Source organism: Planctomycetaceae bacterium, assembly GCA_041398825.1.
Taxonomy (GTDB): Bacteria; Planctomycetota; Planctomycetia; order Planctomycetales; family Planctomycetaceae; genus F1-80-MAGs062.
Genome location: JAWKTX010000001.1, coordinates 518,695 through 538,472, shown reverse-complemented (window position 1 = coordinate 538,472; position 19,778 = coordinate 518,695). Strand labels below are relative to the sequence as shown.

Annotated in this window: 11 protein-coding genes; 3 read left to right on the top strand and 8 right to left on the bottom strand. The window is 54.7% G+C overall.

The window, feature by feature from the left end:
* The 3 genes from R3C20_01905 to R3C20_01895 are packed head-to-tail and all read left to right on the top strand — an operon-like array spanning position 1 to position 7,056.
* Entirely contained in the window at positions 1 to 915 is a 915-nt protein-coding gene (locus tag R3C20_01905) for a hypothetical protein (GenBank protein ID MEZ6039230.1), read from the top strand.
* Between the two features lie 34 nt (positions 916 to 949).
* Positions 950 to 3,982: a hypothetical protein gene (locus tag R3C20_01900; protein MEZ6039229.1), complete on the top strand. Its 3,033-nt coding sequence runs from the start codon at positions 950 to 952 to the stop codon at positions 3,980 to 3,982.
* Positions 3,979 to 7,056: a hypothetical protein gene (locus tag R3C20_01895; GenBank protein ID MEZ6039228.1), complete on the top strand. Its 3,078-nt coding sequence runs from the start codon at positions 3,979 to 3,981 to the stop codon at positions 7,054 to 7,056. The genes R3C20_01900 and R3C20_01895 overlap by 4 nt, the downstream gene beginning before the upstream one ends.
* 422 nt (positions 7,057 to 7,478) lie before the next feature.
* Here R3C20_01895 and proB read toward each other — a convergent pair whose 3' ends face one another.
* The 8 genes from proB to R3C20_01855 form a co-directional block, all read right to left on the bottom strand.
* Positions 7,479 to 8,615 (bottom strand): glutamate 5-kinase, encoded by a 1,137-nt coding sequence (gene proB / locus R3C20_01890; protein MEZ6039227.1) that lies wholly within the window; start codon positions 8,613 to 8,615, stop codon positions 7,479 to 7,481.
* A 110-nt stretch (positions 8,616 to 8,725) separates the two neighbouring features.
* Complete coding sequence (locus R3C20_01885; GenBank protein ID MEZ6039226.1) at positions 8,726 to 10,378, bottom strand: hypothetical protein; 1,653 nt, start codon at positions 10,376 to 10,378, stop codon at positions 8,726 to 8,728.
* On the bottom strand, positions 10,375 to 12,939 hold the full coding sequence (locus R3C20_01880) for an ABC transporter substrate-binding protein (protein MEZ6039225.1): 2,565 nt from the start codon (positions 12,937 to 12,939) through the stop codon (positions 10,375 to 10,377). The genes R3C20_01885 and R3C20_01880 overlap by 4 nt, the downstream gene beginning before the upstream one ends.
* On the bottom strand, positions 12,939 to 15,968 hold the full coding sequence (locus R3C20_01875; protein ID MEZ6039224.1) for a PQQ-binding-like beta-propeller repeat protein: 3,030 nt from the start codon (positions 15,966 to 15,968) through the stop codon (positions 12,939 to 12,941). Before R3C20_01875 ends, R3C20_01880 begins: the two co-directional genes overlap by 1 nt.
* Before the next feature lie 94 nt (positions 15,969 to 16,062).
* Positions 16,063 to 17,577, bottom strand: coding sequence for a protein kinase (locus R3C20_01870; GenBank protein ID MEZ6039223.1), 1,515 nt, complete (start codon positions 17,575 to 17,577; stop codon positions 16,063 to 16,065).
* Between the two features lie 8 nt (positions 17,578 to 17,585).
* Complete coding sequence (locus R3C20_01865) at positions 17,586 to 18,017, bottom strand: biopolymer transporter ExbD (protein MEZ6039222.1); 432 nt, start codon at positions 18,015 to 18,017, stop codon at positions 17,586 to 17,588.
* 67 nt (positions 18,018 to 18,084) lie between these two features.
* Positions 18,085 to 18,786, bottom strand: coding sequence for a MotA/TolQ/ExbB proton channel family protein (locus tag R3C20_01860; protein MEZ6039221.1), 702 nt, complete (start codon positions 18,784 to 18,786; stop codon positions 18,085 to 18,087).
* A gap of 52 nt (positions 18,787 to 18,838) precedes the next feature.
* Positions 18,839 to 19,747 (bottom strand): hypothetical protein, encoded by a 909-nt coding sequence (locus R3C20_01855; GenBank protein ID MEZ6039220.1) that lies wholly within the window; start codon positions 19,745 to 19,747, stop codon positions 18,839 to 18,841.
* Positions 19,748 to 19,778 lie beyond the last annotated feature (31 nt).

The following is a 19,778-nucleotide window of genomic DNA, read 5'->3' as shown; positions in this document are numbered from 1 at the left end:
ATGGAACACCTGAACCTCGCTCTCGGATTCATGGGTTTTCTGTCTGTCGGCACCTTCTTCCTTACGCGCCGCATTGTGGAAAAGCTGCCGGTCCGATGGCTTGATGGGATGGCCATTTTCATTCTGATTCTGATTGGCCTGTACTTCCGTTACATCTGGTGTCAGCTCTGGATTGTCCGGTGGATCCCATTACCGTCGGTAATCGTCCTGTCGAACTGGTTTCCGGTGCTGCTTGCCATGCTGGCGGCTGTGTTGTGGAAGCGGCAGGCAGGAGCATCATTTCTGCGAAGGGTGCCCATACAGGCAGCCCTGATTGGCGTGACCATCTGGACGGTAGTTTACGTCATTCCACGCGAACCGCCCGAGTGCGGAAACGAATGGATTCCGGCAGAGCCGCCGGTACCGTTTCGAATCTGCAGACAGACGACTCCATTCACATGCTCTGCCGCATCGGTGGCGACCATCCTGGAATCTCTGGGTGAAGAAGCGACTGAATCTGAAATGGCTCGACTATGTTTGACGAGCCGCGGGACAACATGGCTCGGAATGTATCATGGCTTGTCGATCAAGTTGTGGGGCACCGGCTATCGCGCTGAATTCTTTGAAGGATCTGTTGACGATCTGATTGAGATCGCCGGGTCACGACCAATCCTCCTGTGCTGCCAGCTAAGTGCGGCCATGGCTGAGGAAAAGCCTGATTACCGGGAGCAGGATGGGTGGATCATTGGTGTCCAGCATTCAGTGGTGTGCTTCGGAGCCATGGGCGACGACTTTCTCATCGGAGATCCATCGCAGCAAAGAATGGAACGGTGGAATCGCGAAGAGATGCAGGACCTGTGGACAGGCACCGGGCTGATGGTCACGGGGAACCAGATCACGCAAGCCCCGGAAGTGGCCTCAACGCCTCGCCGATGATTCCCTCTGATGGATCACGATTTTAAAAGGTTGATTGTCAACGCCATTGAACCTTCGTACCTTTGCCGTTGTCGTAACGGCAGGGCGAAATTCGGAGCAGGCGTTGGGGGTCCATGTGAAAACGGTACGGCGATACTTCGTGACGGATCTGTCGTCGTACTTTTGGTGGTCCGCCCCGGGTGGCGAGCTGTGCTGGAGCGATGGCACGTCCATTTCGTTCCATCAGGAAATCTCCTGCCTTCTGAATCGAATGCTGCAAACCGATCGCTTCGCGGATATTTCCTCCATCGCATTAGCGCTGGCAGCCAGCAGAAAATCCTGGCCCGAAATTGTTGCTCGGCTCAGTGTAGTCGTGACAGCGATTCGAAAGGCCACAGAGTCACCCTCAGGCATCTCCCGACGAGACGAACTCACCGCGACATGGCTATCGACCACCACACAGCTTGGATTGCTTTCAAAAGCAGCAGAGCAGGGTCATTTGACGCTGGATGAGCGCATCGAACTTCTGTCTCACGTGCTGAGCTGTCGTGACACCTCCTATAATGAGGCAACCCGACGGGACCTGGTGCAGGCCTTCGACGCACGCCTGCCAGAAGACTGGCTGGACGTCTCAAATCACGACGAACTCACACCATTTCAGCTACCCAATGATCCCAACGCATTTGATTTCCGGAAACTGCCAAAGGCTGACCAGACACAACTGAGTTTACGAGTGCTGCGATTGCTGCGAATTGCACACAACCTGGCACAAAGCATTCCCGGTGACACACCCGAAGCTTTGATCAGCCTGGTTCGAACGGGCCTGAGTCATCCGGCAGGCATACAGCCAACAGACGCGCTCCTCGACAGCCTGCCTCCGGCAGTCCGCATGCAAAAGCTGCTCGTCGATCTGACGAACGACTCAGAACTGGGTGGACTCGCACGCGTGGCGAAGCAGTTAGTGGCAGCCATATCCCTTCCGCGGCACATCTCAGATCCGGATGACCGACCAATGGGAGGTGTCTCGGACATTGCAAACCGTGGAAGCCTGGACAAGCTCCTGTTAAGCGAACTGGCTCAGGATGATCTTGCGCTTTCTGTTCGACTTGCGATGAATGAAGCGCTTTACCTTCGCCGAGAATCGCCCCCTTCGCCACAGCCATCGACGCGGTTTGTTTTGATTGACGGAAGTCTGCCCATGTGGGGCATTCCCAGGTTGTATGCAACCGCAGCCGCTATGGCACTATACGTCACCAGCGATCAGTCCACTGAGGTACGTTGTTTCCGAACCGAGGGCCGGCGATTCGGCGACGACTGGAATATCGTTTCGTTGCAGCCTGACGACACCGCTGTTGAATCTACACTCATCTCGACAGACGGAATCGCTCTTCACCTGAGCGGACTCGCACCGAATGCGTTTCCCACAAAATCCCTGGACGAATTCTTCGAGACAGTCAGGATGGCCCCTGTCGTTTCTGAGCCGGTTGTGATCACAACACCCGACGTCGTCGAATCGCAGGAATTTCGACAACGACTGGAATCTCAGTGGAACGATGAGGCATGGCTGATCGTTGTGCAGAGAGACGGCCAGCTGGAAATACTTCGATGGACTCGCCAGGGAACCTCGCTCCATCGTCGTCTGAGTTTGCCGTTGCAGCAAATCATTGTGACAAGTGATGCCTCACACCTGCGTGCGACGGAAGCGTCCCTGGATTTGCCCGCAATCTGTCACCTCAGATCCTTTCCACTTCGGTTATCGCATCACATCCGGACGGACAGAATCTGGAGCTGGGGCAAAAGTGTTGTCAGTATCACGGATGATGGACGACTGATGATCTGGGATTCTCCTTCTCATGGTGCTCAGCAAATCGCCGAAGAACTTCCGGTTTCGACGGGGGACCGATGCTTTCTGCTGAACCGCTGGGGAGGCATCTTTTCCCTCCTGGCATGTCCGCAAAACAAAACAGCGACATTGATTCAGATTGAAGGTCAGCAACTGAAGGTAACTCTGCAACTGGTGGAACATACGCTTCCCGAGGTGACGGAGGTTTGTCGTTCTCCCGATGGAGTCCTGATGTTTGGCCAGGATACTGCCGGAAAAACGATGTGTGTCTGCTTCGATTATCCGGCGGGTACGGTGGGCAAAGCGCTACGACTTCCGGACAATGTGACTCGCAGATGCGGGCGTTGTGTTCGAACCACGGATCGCGGGTACGGATTGCTGTCCGCGACCAGCTCACCAGGACAGTCATTGTGGTCTTTCCAGCGGCTTCCGGAAGCAATACAGCACTGGGACATGGCAGAACTGAGCGCAGGTCGGTATCTGGCATTGAACGACAAGTACCAACTGGTCGACCCCGATGATCCGAATGCCTACAGTGCTCTACGAGCTCTGATGAAGCAGCGTACGATGCAGGCCGAACGGATTGTGATCGTCTCACCAGACGGAGATCTGGCTCTCCTGCGACTGCGGAATTCAAGCAACGTCATCGTCGTCGACCTGAAGAACGAAACGATCGCAGTAGAGCCTCGTACAACGGAGAATCCGCCGCAGATGTTGCTGGACGGTGTTGAGCGACGACGAGCGGAACAAGCCATTCGTATTCGTCCGCTCCATTATCGGTACCGTCGAATTGGCTCGGACGGACGGCGTCTGTGGCTGCAGTCCATGAAAGCCGGTTACTTTCTCATTGAAAATCTGGCGGTGAACGCAGTGGGGCAGATTCAGCTTCGTCCGGCAACAACTTCTGAGGCCAATGTCGCGAAAAGCGTTCCGATGATGTCATTCGATGATCAGGAAGGCACAATTGCCATGCGAATCAAACTTCAGCGGGCCACATGGCCGGGGAAGAGCCAGGCGTGGCTTGATACTCGCGGGCTGCTCCATCTGAAGTCCGCCATCATGTCTGTGCCCGAAGTATGCCTGGTTCTGCGAGACCATGCGATTTCCGGATGGATCTCAAACGGACACGTTTTCGGAGATCCTTATTACATCGACGGAGGACTCGCAATGCCGGACCTCAAACGAATCGACGCATCAGAAGCGTGGCTGGCGTACATTGTTCCACTGCTGGAGTCGATGTCATGAAGATCGCCCTGAAGTTGGTCCCCGCCGTTGATGGTTTGTCAGCCACGAACAAAAGGACAACGGATGCCGGAATCGACAGTCTGGCATCGAAGGCGGGCGTATTTCTGTACGGAGAGGATGCGACATCCTGGATCGAAACGGTCTGTTCCTGGGGCATCGCATCAGGAGATGTCAGATTTCTCCCCTTAACATCGCTGTCTATCCGGCAGGCTCCGCCCCTGACTCCGTCGCAGCGCATCATCGGTGTACTTGTCGTCAGCGATGCAATTTCTGAAAGGGCCGCCGCCATCAGACAATCCTGGGAAGAAGCCGCAGTTGGCCGATCAGCAGGTTGTGGTAATCTCACCACTTTCCCACCTCAGTTTTATCGACAAGTGGCCGAGCGAATGTATGCGCCGGTCGATGCGGCGTTGAGTCCACAGGTACTGGAAGCCGAACTGCTGGACTTACTCCCTGCGGACGCGCAAAGCATGCTCGTCTGGCATCCATCCGCAGGATTGATGCAATTCGAATCGCATCAGATACTTTCGTTGTCTGACTTTCTGGCATCGCCGCCGATTACCCCATGTGAACGCAACCTGGCCAGGTACGGCGAAGTTCTGAACGATTTTATTCGGGGTCTGCATGCAGAAACTTCGTCTGAAAACCTGTCGGACATTCTGGGAGGCGGTCAGGATGATATTGGTACGCAGGCTGACCAGTTATCCGATGCACCTCGTGCACCCGATGAAGTGGGCCTGACGGGCCTCCGAGATGCCATGTCGTCGATACAGCGGATGACGGCTCGAATTGTCCTTGGAGTTACAAATAACATTCCAGCTCGGGAAGGGGGAAGCAGAACGCTGACTCGCCTGCATGAATGGGCGGCCGGTCTGCTGAACAGCGGGATGTCGCCAATGCGTGAAGGACGCTCAGGAAACACCGGACGGAATCCTCCCACTCCGCATCTGACTTCGCAGCGAGAGAACGAACTCAAAAGACTGCTGAACCTGTTACAGAATGACCCCGATGCAGGATTGCGTTATGCACTGCCATTGTACGGCAGCGGATCGCGCGGACTTGCTCCACCATCAGGTCGGCTGGGGCAGAGAAACACGCAGTTCAGCCTGAATCAACTGGGAGGTGGGGGCCGAGCAGATGTCTGGGACATTCCCTGGCAGTATCAGCTTCAACTGCGTCAGCGGTACCAGGAGCTGGCCCAGAGAGAAATGCGTCTGGGCAATTATCGTCGCGCGGCCTACATCTACGGGACACTCCTGCACGACTTAAACAGTGCCGCCTCAGCACTGGAGACCGGCCGCTGCTTTCAGGAGGCAGCGACCATTTACAAGTCTCATCTGAAGTTGCCCCTGAAAGCCGCCGAATGCCTCCGGGCGGGTGGGTTCTGGGACGAATCCGTCGCTATTTTCTGCGAACACAATCGATGGATGGATGCCGGTGAGCTTTATCTGCAAATGGGAGAACCTGATCTGGCAAAGACGATGTTCAGCCATGAAGTCACCCGCCGTGTATCATCTGGTCACTATCGATCGGCCGCAGAACTGGCCGAATCGCATCTCAACGATCCCGAACGAGCTATTGAGATTCTGGAGCAGGGTTGGCAGTACGATACGGCACGACAGGATTGCCTGAGAGACTTGATGAGCCTGATGGGGAGTCGCGGATGGCACCGGCGAGCCATGGATTCGCTGGCTCGAATTCAACAGGACTGCGATCAGACGGTATCGCACCGTGCTGATGCGGTGCTGGTTTGCGGCGAGTGTGCAACGACATATCCGGATGCATCGACGCGCGACTATGCCAGAAAGGCCACCTGGTTACTGGCCAGTCAAATACTTTCGAGTCCCTTCAGCCATCAGAACTACGCCGCCCTGAATGCAGTGCGAAGACTTGCCAGCGAAGACGAGCTGTTGCATCGAGACGCAAGTCGCTTCTCCATGATCCTGCGCAAACGGGATTCTGATCGAACTGAGCACGTTCATAAATCCGTTCGAAGATCAACGCGTGCTTCGTATGTCGCAGAAATTCGTCCCGCGGGTGGTGTTCTTATGCCGGTCGAACATGGAGGCAAACGCACGACGTGGCTGCAGATGGCGCAACTGGAACAGCACATTTTCTGTCTTGGACGGTCTGTTCACAATCATGTGATGGTTTCTCGCTCGCCTTATCCCGTCGACAATAAATTCATGGTTTTCAAAGGCCCTGAATGGACGTTGAATGACCCAGCAGTCGCACCCCAGGCGTGCCAACTGGTGCTCGATCCGTCGGACTCCCAACGTATTTACCTTCAGCAATTCCCCGGGCGAACGCCCTGGAACTTTGCCGTACGTAAGCAGACAGACAATCGTGACAGCATTGTGAAAGTCCTTCCGCCTCAGATTGGGACAATCCTGTCAATGACCTTTGACAAGAGTGGTTGTGGCTGGATCCTGATCGCCACTGAAGACGGTGCTTTGCACCTGGAATCGACAGGGGACAACGGTCGCGTGAGGCGGACATTCATCGTGCATGGCATTGAGGCGCCATCAATCAGGGACGTTGATGAGACACTGTCCAGAGAGCAGGGGGAATCGTTTTGCTGCAGCATCTGCCCATTCGATGGACTCCTTGCCATTGTCTACGGTGATGTGCTTTACACCATTGAGCCTCCTGCGTTTGAATCAATGGATGCCGGAGGAACGGGTTCGCTGGAAGCACGCAGGATCCTCCGCATCGAGCCGGTTGGGTGCGTTGCTGTTTCCCCACGTGAAACAACGCCTCGACTGGCCATGTCTCAGCAAACAGGCGCCGTAGTCGCCTGGCCTGTGACGGGAGATTCGTGCCGTATTGCTCAGGATCTTTGCGAACCACTGCTGGCATGCACCACGAATGGAATCTTCATTGCGGTTTGCCCGGAAACGGGACGAATTGAAGCGTATCGCTGCAATAAAGGGCGTGCAGAATTAGTCGCAGAACGTGAGGAGGGGCTACAGCTTGGCAGCCTTGCAGCGGTGTGCTCCGGGCGCCAACCTGGCGACTTTCTGCTGCTCAAAGACAACGGCAAGTTACATCGCTTCAGGATACCTGCCAGATGAATCGGGCGAAGCCTCCTTTCCAGATGCGTGAACTATCAACAGAACTGACCTCTGCGTTCACCTGCAACAGGTCGCTTAGTCCTTTCCTCGCAGCAGCACGTAACCAACACAAATACACAGTGCCAGCAGCATACTGTATTCGCGCGGATCCATGTGCTCGGTGCTCCGCCATACGATCGTACGGACCTGAACTAGCCAGGACAGAAATGAGCTGAATGCAGAGAGGAACATACGTCACCAGGTCCCGTAACGTCGCTGTGAATCCGGACAGGCATGGTTCTGAAAATGCCGATATTTGTCGGTAATGCAAACGCAACCAAGTCTGCGTCGCTAATGAGAGACATGCATGGCAAATCTTCAACATGTTGCGACTTCAGCGGGGAGAGGGAAACCGACCGTTCAGAATATAGGGGTTCTGCGGGCTACTTGCCGGTCAGGGCCAGATTGTCACGGTGAACAACCTCTCCAAACGGCACATGCCCAAGGTTGGCAGCAATCCGTTCCGAGCGACATCCAAGGATCTGAGAAAGCTCCTCGGACGAATAGTTGACCAGACCCCGGGCAAATTCGACACCCCGCGGCGAAATCAGACCAACGACTTCGCCCGGCTCAAAATCCCCGCGCACTTCCACAACACCGACGGCCAGCAACGAGCGACCATTGTCCCGAACAGCTCGGCACGCACCGTCATCCACGACAATACAGGCAGCTGGTGTCGCGGTAAATCCAATCCATCGTTTCCATGCAGGCATGGCATTGCCGGACGCCAGAAACAGCGTCCCGGTTGCAGTACCTTCTCTGACAGCGTCCAGGACATGGGGCTGCTTTCCACTGGCGAGCACGACAGATTCTCCCATGCTGGTAGCAGAAAGAATCGCCTTCAGCTTGGAACCCATTCCGCCACGGCCGCGAGAACTCTGTTCCGCCGCAACCATCGACAGTAACGATTCGTCTGGCCTGGAAACCAGTGGAACGACCTGGCTATCCGGATGCGACGGAGGGCCGTCGTACAATCCATCAATGCCCGACAGGATGATCAGCAGTGGGTTCGGCAGCAAAGTTGCCAGCATGGACGCAAGCTGATCATTGTCACCCACCGCAATTTCACGAATGCTGACCGTATCGTTTTCGTTCACAATGGGAATCACATCAAATTCAAACAGCGTTCGAATTGTGTTGCGGACGTTCAGGTAACGCTGACGATTGCGAAAATCATTGACGGTCAACAGTACCTGGGCAGTTCGATGCCCCGTCTCCGCAAGTGCGTCGTCCCAGGTCCGCATCAGGTGTGGCTGACCAATCGCAGCTGCGGCCTGCAATTCCGGCAATGAATCCGGGCGTCGATTGAGGCCAAGGATTCCGATCCCCGCCCCCACGGCACCGCTGGATACCAGAACGACCTTACGTCCTGTCTTGATAATTCGATCGATCTGTGCCGCGATACTGCAGATTCGATCGCGATCCAGGCGGTCGTCATCTGTTGTCAGTACATTCGTCCCAATCTTGATGATGACAGAACGACAGGATTGAAACACTTCATTTCGAACGACATCGTGCATTGAACGAGCTCAACATGGTCAAATCATCGATGCCGAACACATGCCAGCCTCCGAGCGATGATGAATCGACGGCTTGTATCAGGCTCGGCGATACTCAACAAGAATGATTGCTACTGAGCGGCTTGAGATGCATTTTGTTCTGCAAGTCTTCGAAGCTGATCCAGCTCCTTCATTTGTTCAACTTGCTTTTCTGATGCAAAGAATCGATCCAGAGACGAACTCATAGCACCGCAGAGTCTGTCCACGTTGCGCACCGCACTTCGATTACGAAGCTCGTTCGCTCGATCCACTGCCGGTCGGTGAATTGCGTTCAACTTGAATTCGAACTCTTTCTTTCCCGGAAGTGCCTCCAACTGCTGTATGAGCTCTTCGAGACGGGCCTTATCTCCGGATTTAGCCGCCTGCCGCGCCGAACCTCGCAGGACAGCCTGCTGGGCGACGATATCCACCAGTTCGTCCCTGAAGAGATACAGTTCTCCTTCGACACCCAGGCGAATTGAATCATCGGGCAGCATGACAACATCGTGATCCAGCAGTCCGGGAGCGTAGGGGACGCGAGCCAGCAAAAGACTGCCGCTGTAAACATAAAGCCAGAAAGTTGGATGTTCCGGATCGACCGGAATACGAATTCGCCCCTCTCGATCGCTGACCAACCGTACGGATGGCAGGTCAGACTCATCGCGATACCGAAGCTTTGCAACTTTGTCCACACGATGGCAAATCAACGGCCTGTCCTCTCGCATCCGCAGAACAAGCTGCACTTCACTTGAATCGGCCATCGGTCGCTGCCGCAAAGCAATTTGCTGTATCCCGCGGCCTCGGCCGCCGAAGGGCGCGAATCCGTGCGAAATCAAGACTCCCTTAATTCGACCGTGGTCCACAAAATGGGGGTTTGGATCAGGTGTCACGCCTTCAATCGAAACGTCCTGGTCATCCGCAGACAAACCGGTTGCAGTCAACTCACGATTCACCTCTGTGACGCGCACATACGTCAAATCAAGCTTCTGCAAATAACGCAGTTGCTTTGGATTTCTGCGTTCCATATGACGCAGGAAAGGGCGAAGGACATCGCCAACGACCACCTGTGCCGCCGAGGAATCGGGGGGAATCAATTGCCCGGCCTGCAGGAAGAACTCCAGCTCGTCAGATCCTCTCACTGGCGCGGACAGGAAACTTACTGGACGAAAGGAATCACGAATCAATCGAGCGGACTGATCTGCAACGGCCCTCCAGTCCTGGGTAAATGTCGTGCGGGTTGGCGTGAGTTCCTGCACACGCACATCGTATTCTCTGCAGCCAATCTGGAAACCACCTCTGGATGGCTCCACAATCACCAGCATTACTTTTTCGAGTTCTGTTGAACCGTAGCGTTCGTGCATTGCTTCGTTTGTAAGTTCGCGCAACTGAACTTCCTGCCCTGGTTGCAGCCAGTCAGAAACGACAACGTCACGAACCCACATCGAACCGTACATCCGTACGACGGCCTCATCCACAGCGTCCCGGAGCCGAAGTGAATCAGCCTGAGAGAGCGTTCCGAAGAGCGGAGAACCAATTTCAACGCGCACAACATAAGGTTGTAAGGGTATCGGCGGTGGAGGAGGCGGTTCCGTCTTTTCGACTTCTTCCCCCCCGGCTGCTGCTTCAGATGGCACATTCGCTTCTGTGACATCTTTTTCCTGAGCCATCGAAACGGCACCAGCAGAGAACATCAGCAGCAACACGAACTGCAGCGGCATGAAACGACAGACAGAATTTAACATCATGGTCGCACCGTCCAGTGCTCAGCATTCTGATACGTAGACACGGGATTCTCTGAAAAGCCCGAGACGGATTTCTGAAACACCATGTATTCATCAATTTCCCAGAGCGGAATGATGAATGCCTGAGCGGCAATGTGACGGTGAATCGTGAACAGCCGATTCTGTGCTTCCAGAAAGCTGCTTGCATAATCAAGGTTAATGACTTCCTGCCGCATCCAGTCCGGGAACGGATCAAGGCGGCGAATGTCGAAGCTTGTGTCATTGGTTATGAGTGGCCAGAGATCCAGTAACGGTTCTTCCATTCGAGCGCGGCGGTACATCAGATCCCATTCCGTGTCCGGCAATGGATCTCCATGTTCGTTCCCGACAATCAGCTTCACGTCCAGACCGATTTTTTTCCAGTAGACCAGGATTCGTTCCGCCGCAGCAACAGCACCATCATTGGGTTCGACCACCATACGCAGCGGCGGCAGTCGAATGTAATCCACCTTCACCTCACTGCGGAATTGTTTGGAATCGAACTCCTGACCAGCTTCCTTCGCCCGGGCTCTTGCTGCATTCTCCAGGACCTCAATTTCTGCAAGTTTAAGCTGGCTTTCTGATGCAAAGCGAAGCGCAAAGGCCAGTCGAAGGTCATAGCGCGGTACATCTTCAGACGGATTTGTCGCGTAACTATTTTTTCGCCAGGCAGAACTACTTGTTCGTCCATGCCGCATTTCCGGATCCTTAAGAACCACATTCCTGAGGATGGACGTTCGATCGATTGCCAGCGACAAGGCTCGACGAAGCTGCGCGTTCGGGATGTTCTCGGACATCGGGTTCAATGTGATCACATGCGAAACCGGAATAGACTTCCGAACAGTTACCAGAGACGGAGCCGCGCGAAAGGCATCAATTTCCCAAGGCAGTACCGACGGCAGAAAATCAATCTCACCGCGAAGTAATGCCTGAACCATCTGATGCCGATCAGCAAATCGGCGTTCGATGATTTCTGCTATGTGATACTGCGAATTATCCAGCCCGTCCGGCTCCTGAACCGAGCGACGATAGACTCGCGTGTTCTCATCTCCGGACACCTGAACAAATCGGGTTGAAAGCAGTTGCGAGCCATCATCCAGAGTCGGAGAAGAGACGCCGGTGTCTTCGGTGCTCCTGCTGACGGTGACTGGAAACCTGAGAAGTGATTCCACGTTCAGTGGTACTCGACTAAACTTTAAACGCAGTTCGGTTGGCGAACGAACCGAGAATTCGCTCACGAACGAAGCGAGTCGCTTGTCGTAGAGTGGACCATTCGGATTCAAACGTTCTCCCAGAGCATCCGCAATCTGATTTGCCGTCAGGATCGGCTGCGATTGCCAGTGAGGCCGCGTACTGCGAAGTGTCATGACCACCTCCCGACCAAGATCGGAGGGATCCCACTTTTCAAAGAAGCTTGACCGGAAATACGTAATCTCGTCAGCAGCCGTCGGTTCGAACAAAGGGACGGCGGTCAGCTCACGATGGCGTGCATCCGCTTCCAGAGGTCCGGGGAAATTGAACGACTGATTTCCGAACGAATCAACCGCAACTCTTAACGTTTGGTGTCTCGCAATCAACCGACTGTAGGTGGCGCGGGCATTGCCCGTGGTTGGAGATATGGCTTCCGCTTCGCGGGCCAGCGCAGAAGCCTCGGCGTTCTTTCCCTGATCAGCAAGTGCGACAGCTTCCTGAAGCTTCGCAAGTGACAGATCCAGAATCTTCTTTCGCCAGCTTCTGGCTTCCGCATGTTCGGGGAAATGTCGCTCAATGCGGCCAATAAGGAACCGGGCCTTATTGAAGTTGGATTCATCCACCGCCTGTTTGATCATTGGACTGACGATTTCCCCGAATCGTGGCTGCAGTTCAGGGTGTTGAAGATTTCTGGCGGCCAGTTCATCCAGCAATGCTAGAGCCGCGTAGATATCTCCATCCTTTGCCTTGAGTGCCGATTCGGTCAGAAGCAGTTGCTCGAAACGAGGCTTTGTCTCTGACCAGTTGGGCATCTCCTGATCAACTGCCAGCAGCATGTCGTAGGCTTTTCGAATCCGGCCTTCTTCGAGCAGCTTGTCGACTCGACGCAACATCAACTCTTCAAACAGGATGACTTGTCCAACCTGAATGAGAGGAATCTGGTATTCCGCCACTGGGTCGTCGGGAAGAGTCACAATCAGGTATTTCAATTCATCCAGCCGCTTACTCCGTTGTTCCCTTTCGGCCGCATTCTGAGGGCGCTGCGCCTCCAGCTGTTTCCGTTCTTCAACGCGCCGCTGAAGCGTATCGGGGCGTGGAAACACAGGATTAGCGACGACAACAGTGCCATCACGGCTGAGAACGATCCAGTCGAATTCCTTGTTCTTTAGATCTGCCTGAATCAACTCATCCGCGGAAGGCAGCTGCATGTCTTCCAGCTTTGGCAGCGTGGTTCGATCCGGCTGACCTTCCTGCGCAGCAGCGACGGGCAGGAACAGCAGAAGCAGAAGAACGGCCGTTCCGTATCGGACCAGACTCTTGAACGGTTCGAAGATTGTTTGTTTGCCGGGCAACATCACTTTGTCATTTCTGCTGGAAGCTGGTAGAAACTTCCATCAATGGCAACTGCAAAATACCGTCCATTCAGCAGGACAGGTCCACGCTTCAGCCGCTGACCAAGTCGAACAGCCTCTCCGGAAGGCAAACCGTCTGCTGTCAATCGAACCAGCGTCCCGTCTGTTCGAGCCAGTAACAGCTCTCCCGACGAGAGGCGGTTTGGCGTACCCGCCAGACCACTGCCTTCCAAGTCTGTCGAGCCACATTGCTGCAGCCCGTTGTCAATCGCAAATGTTCGCAGCTCGCGGTTGGCCAGATTGATGAAGACGCGATCACCACTCACGAAGGCAGACTGAGCAGGGACAGCGCCAAGGTCAACTTCCGCGAGCACTTCCAGTGATGAAGCCTGCATCATCACCAGCTTGCCTTCCGCTGATGCGACAAACAGCAATCCATTGCCAACGGCCGGAGCCACATCAATCGAATGCACGGTTTTAGTCACACTGATTTCAGCCAAATGCGGTCGAGGATTGTCACGATACTCCACGCGGATCAATTGATTCTGCGCATCGACTGCCAGCACCTGGGTGTCTGACACTGCCGTCAGGCTTTTCCAGCCGGATTGTTCTCCGCCATTCTGAGCAGATCGATAATCTTCTGAAGCCCCGGAGGAATTTGCCGTGAGGTGAATTCGCCCCGGCAATCCAAGCACCAGTCCCGCGCTGATCGTAACTCCATTCGTTTCCGGCGCTGCCGCGAGCGGCCATTTCCTTTCGAATTGCCCTGTAGGACTGAATGTCCAGACCGCCGGTTCATCGTCACCAGCCCAGGCTGCCAATCGTCCGTCCTGCAGGCGAAGACCATCGATGGCCGAGGCAAGCTTGTCCGGAAGCCGAAATTCACTGACCGTTTCCGTGGCAAAGCCACCCTGAGCAACACTGTCCGGAGTCATCCGATACATGTGACCATAATCCGTCAATGCCAGAAGTGATTCACCTGTCGCGGATTCACCAACGGCAATGACATTGGAACCGGTCACTGTTCTCCAGATCCCGACCATGCTCTCCGGGTCCGCGCGCGTGAACTCCACAGATGAAAGGGTCTCGCGGCGACTATTTAAAAATACGCCTTCATCCAGAAACTGAATTGGCTGCAGATGGATGCCTTCGGCCGTGGTTCCGGAATCCAGCAGCAATGCATTTGTTCGTGTCTGAAACTTTCGCAGGTCACGACCGGCAAGCCAAAGTTGGCCGCCCGACCCTGCGAGAAGAAACATCCGGGTCTGAGTACCGCCCTCAAGCTGGTTCGCACCGATACGAGACAGAGGAGTCTGTTCAGGATCATCCGTGATGCGAAAGGCCGTCACACGTTGTGGTGATGATGGAACAAACAAGTCGCGGCCGCGAAGCAGGCAGGGATCACGCACGACACCATCAACAACTTCACTGTGTCGAACACTGAGCCGCCCTGTGGATTCCTCGAGACTGAGCACACGAATTCGACACTTGTCTGCAGTGTTATTGTCGCACAAAACGTAGACGTCACCTGCCGGAACAATGGGAACCTGCACCGCCCCGGGAGAGTAATTAATGTAGGAAACTGCAGTGCATTTGAGCGGGTTCAAACCCAGGGTGTACACCATCATCTGGTTCCCTGGAATCAGCAGGGAACGCCCATCGCGGGTCAGGGCGGGGGGACCGACAACGGGTTGAGTAAACGTCAATCGCACAGAGGCTCGACCATCCGAAACGGGGAACTGCCAAAGCTCACCTCGGTCGGTTGTCAGATAAATCTGCTGCTCATGGATAAGAGGCTGTCCTACCGGGCGTCCTTCGATCGATTGCCGCCACAGCAGACTACCGTCGGCTTGCCGCAACATCGCGATCTCATTTGTCCGCGGACTGTGAAGAAGCAGACCATCTTCACTGCCTTTCACCGGAACAGGTGAAAACGCCGGATTCTCTCCGATCACGCGTTTCCAGTTTGGCCGACCGGTTTCAGAGTCCAGAGCAAAGACGCTGTCGATGCCCAGTCCGAACACGCTGCGTTTCTGTGACACACTATCCGTTTCAGAGGTCAGAGTCAGCGAAAGGGAACGGGCGACCGGGCCGTCATCTGAAGTTGAGGCTGGCGTCCCGACACTCGTCTGCACGACCAGGTCCTGCTCACGCGTCAGAATCTCTGTCAGCAACTTCGCGACATCGGCATCATCACTCAACACCGGATACTGACGGATCAGCGCTTCGCGGGAAGCCAGAGCGTCCACCGTCCGGCCAGCCTCAAGGAATTCCTTGATCTGTGCAACGGCGGTGTCGTAACTGCCGCGTTTTGCAATTGCGGCTTCGGCGATTCGCTGACGGCGAATCAATTCCTCTTCACGATCCTTGGGGACTCCCTGTTCACCGTAAAACTGCTGAAGCTTCTGAAGCGACTTAATACTGATGTCCAGAGGTTCCTGCTTCTGCAGGATTTCACCAACGCGAGCGCCAGCAAATGCCAGGCGATCGGCATATCGCTTCAGGTTATCGCGTTCTTCATCAAAACCGGTCAGGTCCTTCCCGATCCGAATCAGGTTTTCGAATTCTTCGAACCCTTTCGGAACGTCCGGTGTGGTCGTCATGATGTACTTTTCGACCCGGGACTTATGCAGTGTCAATCGCACTTTGTCGGACGAAGGGCTCTCCGGATAGACCTTCATGAAATTCAACAGAAGCTGTTCTGCTTCGGCATACTTCTGCTGATCGTAAGCCGTCATTGCCTCTTTGAGCGTTCTCGCTTCGTCTTCGCGACCGATGATGTAGTAAAAAATCCCAGCGAGCAACCCGAGACCAAGGACGCCCCCGGTTAATATCAGGACGAACGGAGACCGGGTTACTTCCTGCTCACCAGGTCGCGCAGCGCCGCCCGCGATGCGGTCGCCAAGCTGAGCCATCCGACCGCGTGCCAGGTGCTTGCGACCTTTCTCGCGCTGCTCCCGGACTTCCTGCTCTTCTACTGCTTCGACGTCGTCATCATAGAGTTCGTCGTCGTCGTATTCTTCCGCTGCCACTTGCTGCTTCCATCCGGTTCCACGAAAGCTGCACGAGTCTGAAACCCGGAGCTTCGCTGCTCAAAAACTCACGTTCGTAAAATTCAACTCAGCCCTACAAAGGCTGCATCTTGTTGTTGATTCTCTGAAATCCGGCCTGAGTCGCGGCATCAATTACAATAATCCGCATTTCATGAATGGATTCCGGGTCGAGAACCAGTTCGAGGTCGGTCACGCCGGCCGCATTCCCTTTTTCCTGCTCAAGCAGAGCCAGCACTTCTTCGTAGTTGGTCGCCTTCTTGCCTTCCACATACATCACATTGTCAGGATACACCTCCACCTTGACCGCTCCTGTTGTCGGCGGCTCAATCGTTGGGTTTACGGACGCACCTTCCTGATTCTTGGCGGGGGGAACATCAAAACATTTCTGCATGCTGAAAGATGCTGTAATCATGAAGAAAATCAGCAACAGGAACGTCACATCCACCATGGGAGTGAGATCCATTTCTTCAAACTCTGTGGTCGCCTTTCGCGGCTGGTATTCGTCTTCCTCATCGTCCCACGACGGCAATCGGCGAACAGGGTTCTCTTCAGCGACCACCTCCACAGCTTCAACAATCGGAGTTGCTGAGATCGCTTTCGTCGCGGCTGACGAACCCTTGCCCCTGATTTCAAAGGTATCGGCAGCCCGGGCAACCGGAGCACCAGAACGAGCCTTTTCTTCATCCGCCAGACGATCCAGTTCATCCAACCGAGGCAGTTTAACCAGATCCAGCGAACGTCCCTGTTTGTGAGCTGTAATCAACTTCTTTAAATCTTCCAGCACTTCACCCGCTGACTGATATCGCAGTGAGCGTCTCTTGGCCATCATCCGATGCACCATGCGGCAAAGAATGTCCGGCAGTGAGGCCACCTTCTCCTTCAGCGGAGGAGGGGCCGTGTTCAGATGCTGAACGGCAATCTCCATAGGAGTCTTGCCTGAAAACGGGGTCTGGCCTGACAGCAACTCATAAAAAGTCACTCCCAGCGAATAAACGTCAGACCGCGGATCCAGCTCCTTACCGCCAACTTGTTCGGGACTCATGTACAGCGGCGTCCCCATCGTGGTGCCCTCACGAACGGGCTTACCTTCCTCGTCCGGATCGTGCAGTTGCGCAAGACCGAAGTCAGCAACTTTCACTTCTCCCTTTTTGGTCACCAGAATATTTTCCGGCTTGATATCGCGATGAACGATGCCTGCCTGCCCCGCTGCTTTCAAAGCGGATGTCACCTGGCGCATGACATGAAAAGCAGAGGACAGATCCGGACGACCCTTGGACTGAAGTATGGCAGCCAGAGTCTTTCCCTGCACAAGTTCCTGAGCGATGTAATGCAGATCCTCTTCCTGCCCAATGGTGTAGACCTGCACGATGTTGGGATGATTCAACCCGGCCGCCATCATCGCTTCCTGCTTGAAGCGATCGACCATCTTTTCCCCCGACAAAGCCATCATCTTCGGCTTCATCACCTTGACGGCAACGTAGCGTTGCAGGGATGTCTGTTCTGCCAGATAAACGTCAGCCATCCCGCCGCTGCCCAGATGACGCAGCAGATGAAACTCTCCCAGAGTTTTATCCGTTAGATCGCTCACGAATACGCCTACTTTCTGTCCTGCACGGCAAAGTGATACGTGACGTTCTCAATCTCAGCCAGCGCAGATTCGACATCACCAATCATACCATTCGGAACTTCTCGTTCTGCCATCACCATGATCTCCGCTTCTTTCACGGATGCCTCCTGGGCGATCGCCACTTTCAGCTCTTCGATATTCATTTTCCGGCCTTCCAGCATAATTTCGGGCTCACCACCGGCCGTCAACGGCGGGCTGATGACAAGCTCCAGCATGGCAGAAGGATTCTCTGACAACCCGGAAAGTGCAGGGGGGATGTCACGATCGGGCGTGGCCTGCATCGTTGAGGTGACCATGAAGAAAATCAGAAGCAGAAACGTCACGTCGATCATCGGGGTGATGTCGAGCTCGCCTTCGGCAACCTTCTTTTTCTTCTTGAACCCGCTGTCGTCATCAAACACAACAACACCTCAACCTGAAAGCCACAAGACCCGAAAACAACGACACGAAAGGTTGTCGGAATACAAATCACCGACGCGCCTGAGCCGCCTCGAGATCGTCAAGGAACACACCCAGACTTTCCTGAACCGTGTCCTGCAGCTTTGTCATACGGACGGATGCAGCGGCTCCCAGGACCACCAGAGGAATAGCAATCGCCAGGCCTGCAGCCGTGGTGAAAAGGGCGAAGCTGATGTCTCCCGCCAATGCACTTGGCTCGATCCCCGAATCCTTCGCTCCCGCAATCTTGCCGAACGCGTTGATCATCCCGACGACGGTACCAAGCAGCCCAAGCATCGGAGCAGTCTTGACAACCGTCGCCACCCAGAATGCCATCTGCTCCATACTTGCCAGAACATCACGTTCAAACCGCTCTCCCATCAACTGGCGGACCTTCTTGATCGGCAGGTCACGATTCAACACCGCGATCTGGATCAATTGAGGAACTGCGCGCGCCCAGAGTTCCGGTGTGTCACAAATCTGCTGCACTCCTTCGAAATTACCCTGTTCCAGCTGATCTCCCACATCTTCCAGAAACGCCTGCTCTGCAGCAGCACTCGGGAAACGCTTCTGACCGACGCGCCGCATCAGCAGTATCACGCAGTAAAGGCCAAAACCAGCTGAACCGGCCATACCCACCCAAATGAAGTTCTCCAGGAACGTAAGGATGGGCCCGATATCCATCTTGGCCAGCGGAACAATCCGATCAAACGACAGTAAGCTGGTCTGCATAAGAACTTCAGATCCTGATTCTTTTGACTCAAAAACAATCCGAGGGCAGATACTAACGTAATTTCTGATCTACGACACGGAAGACAAACCCATTTCCGTGAGGACAAACTTCAAAGACCGTACTTCGAATCTCGTCCGGAGTCCGGCCCGCAAAACTCAATTCTAATTCGGCTAACTGCGACTCCAGTTCCGGCGGATAGAAATGAACGATTGTGTCACCGATCACATCCAGACCGAACTTCTCAAACAGGTCCAGATCGGCCTGCCGTCGATCATCCCCTGACCACGAAAAACACAGTCGATTCGCTTCCCCTGAATCAGGCGTGCGGCGAACTTTCGGATTCACGCTGCTCAGGTGCGAAATGAAAACGGGATCACCGGATTTCGTCTTTGCCCCCAGCTCAATACCGAAATCGTCCAGAAGCTGAACGTAGACATCCATATCAGTGAGATCCGGGAATCGAACCGACCATCTCTGAGCAGCTGCCGAATCCCTCGATCGCGCAAAGCCAATCGCAGAACCCAGGCCTCCCTGAACGCCATCGACACCACCAGCAGGCTTTTCCGTCACACCAGCCGAAACAAACACTTCGTCAACCAAAAGCCACTCACTGGACGGTGCGGCGAACACAGATTCAATGGCAACCACAGAATCATCAAACGATATCGGCCCGTCCGGAGACAGGATCTCGAACCCTTCGATGGATGCCGTAGCACCGTCTGATTCGGATTCGAACAGTACCTGGCCGACCGGATTTGACGGTCGATCATTCGAATTGCCTTCTGCAGGGCCTGATGCAGCCCAAACAGCAATCATGGCACACAAAGACGCTATCAACAACAGGGCAATGGCCATCAGTCCGGCAACAGCATGATCATGACGCTGGAGCGGAGCAATCCGCCGCGTAGACAGGGATGCCTGAACCCGAAGTGCGGGAATGGGCAGTGAATCTGTAAGCATTGATTCTCCCAACTCAGGATGCCTGACAAGC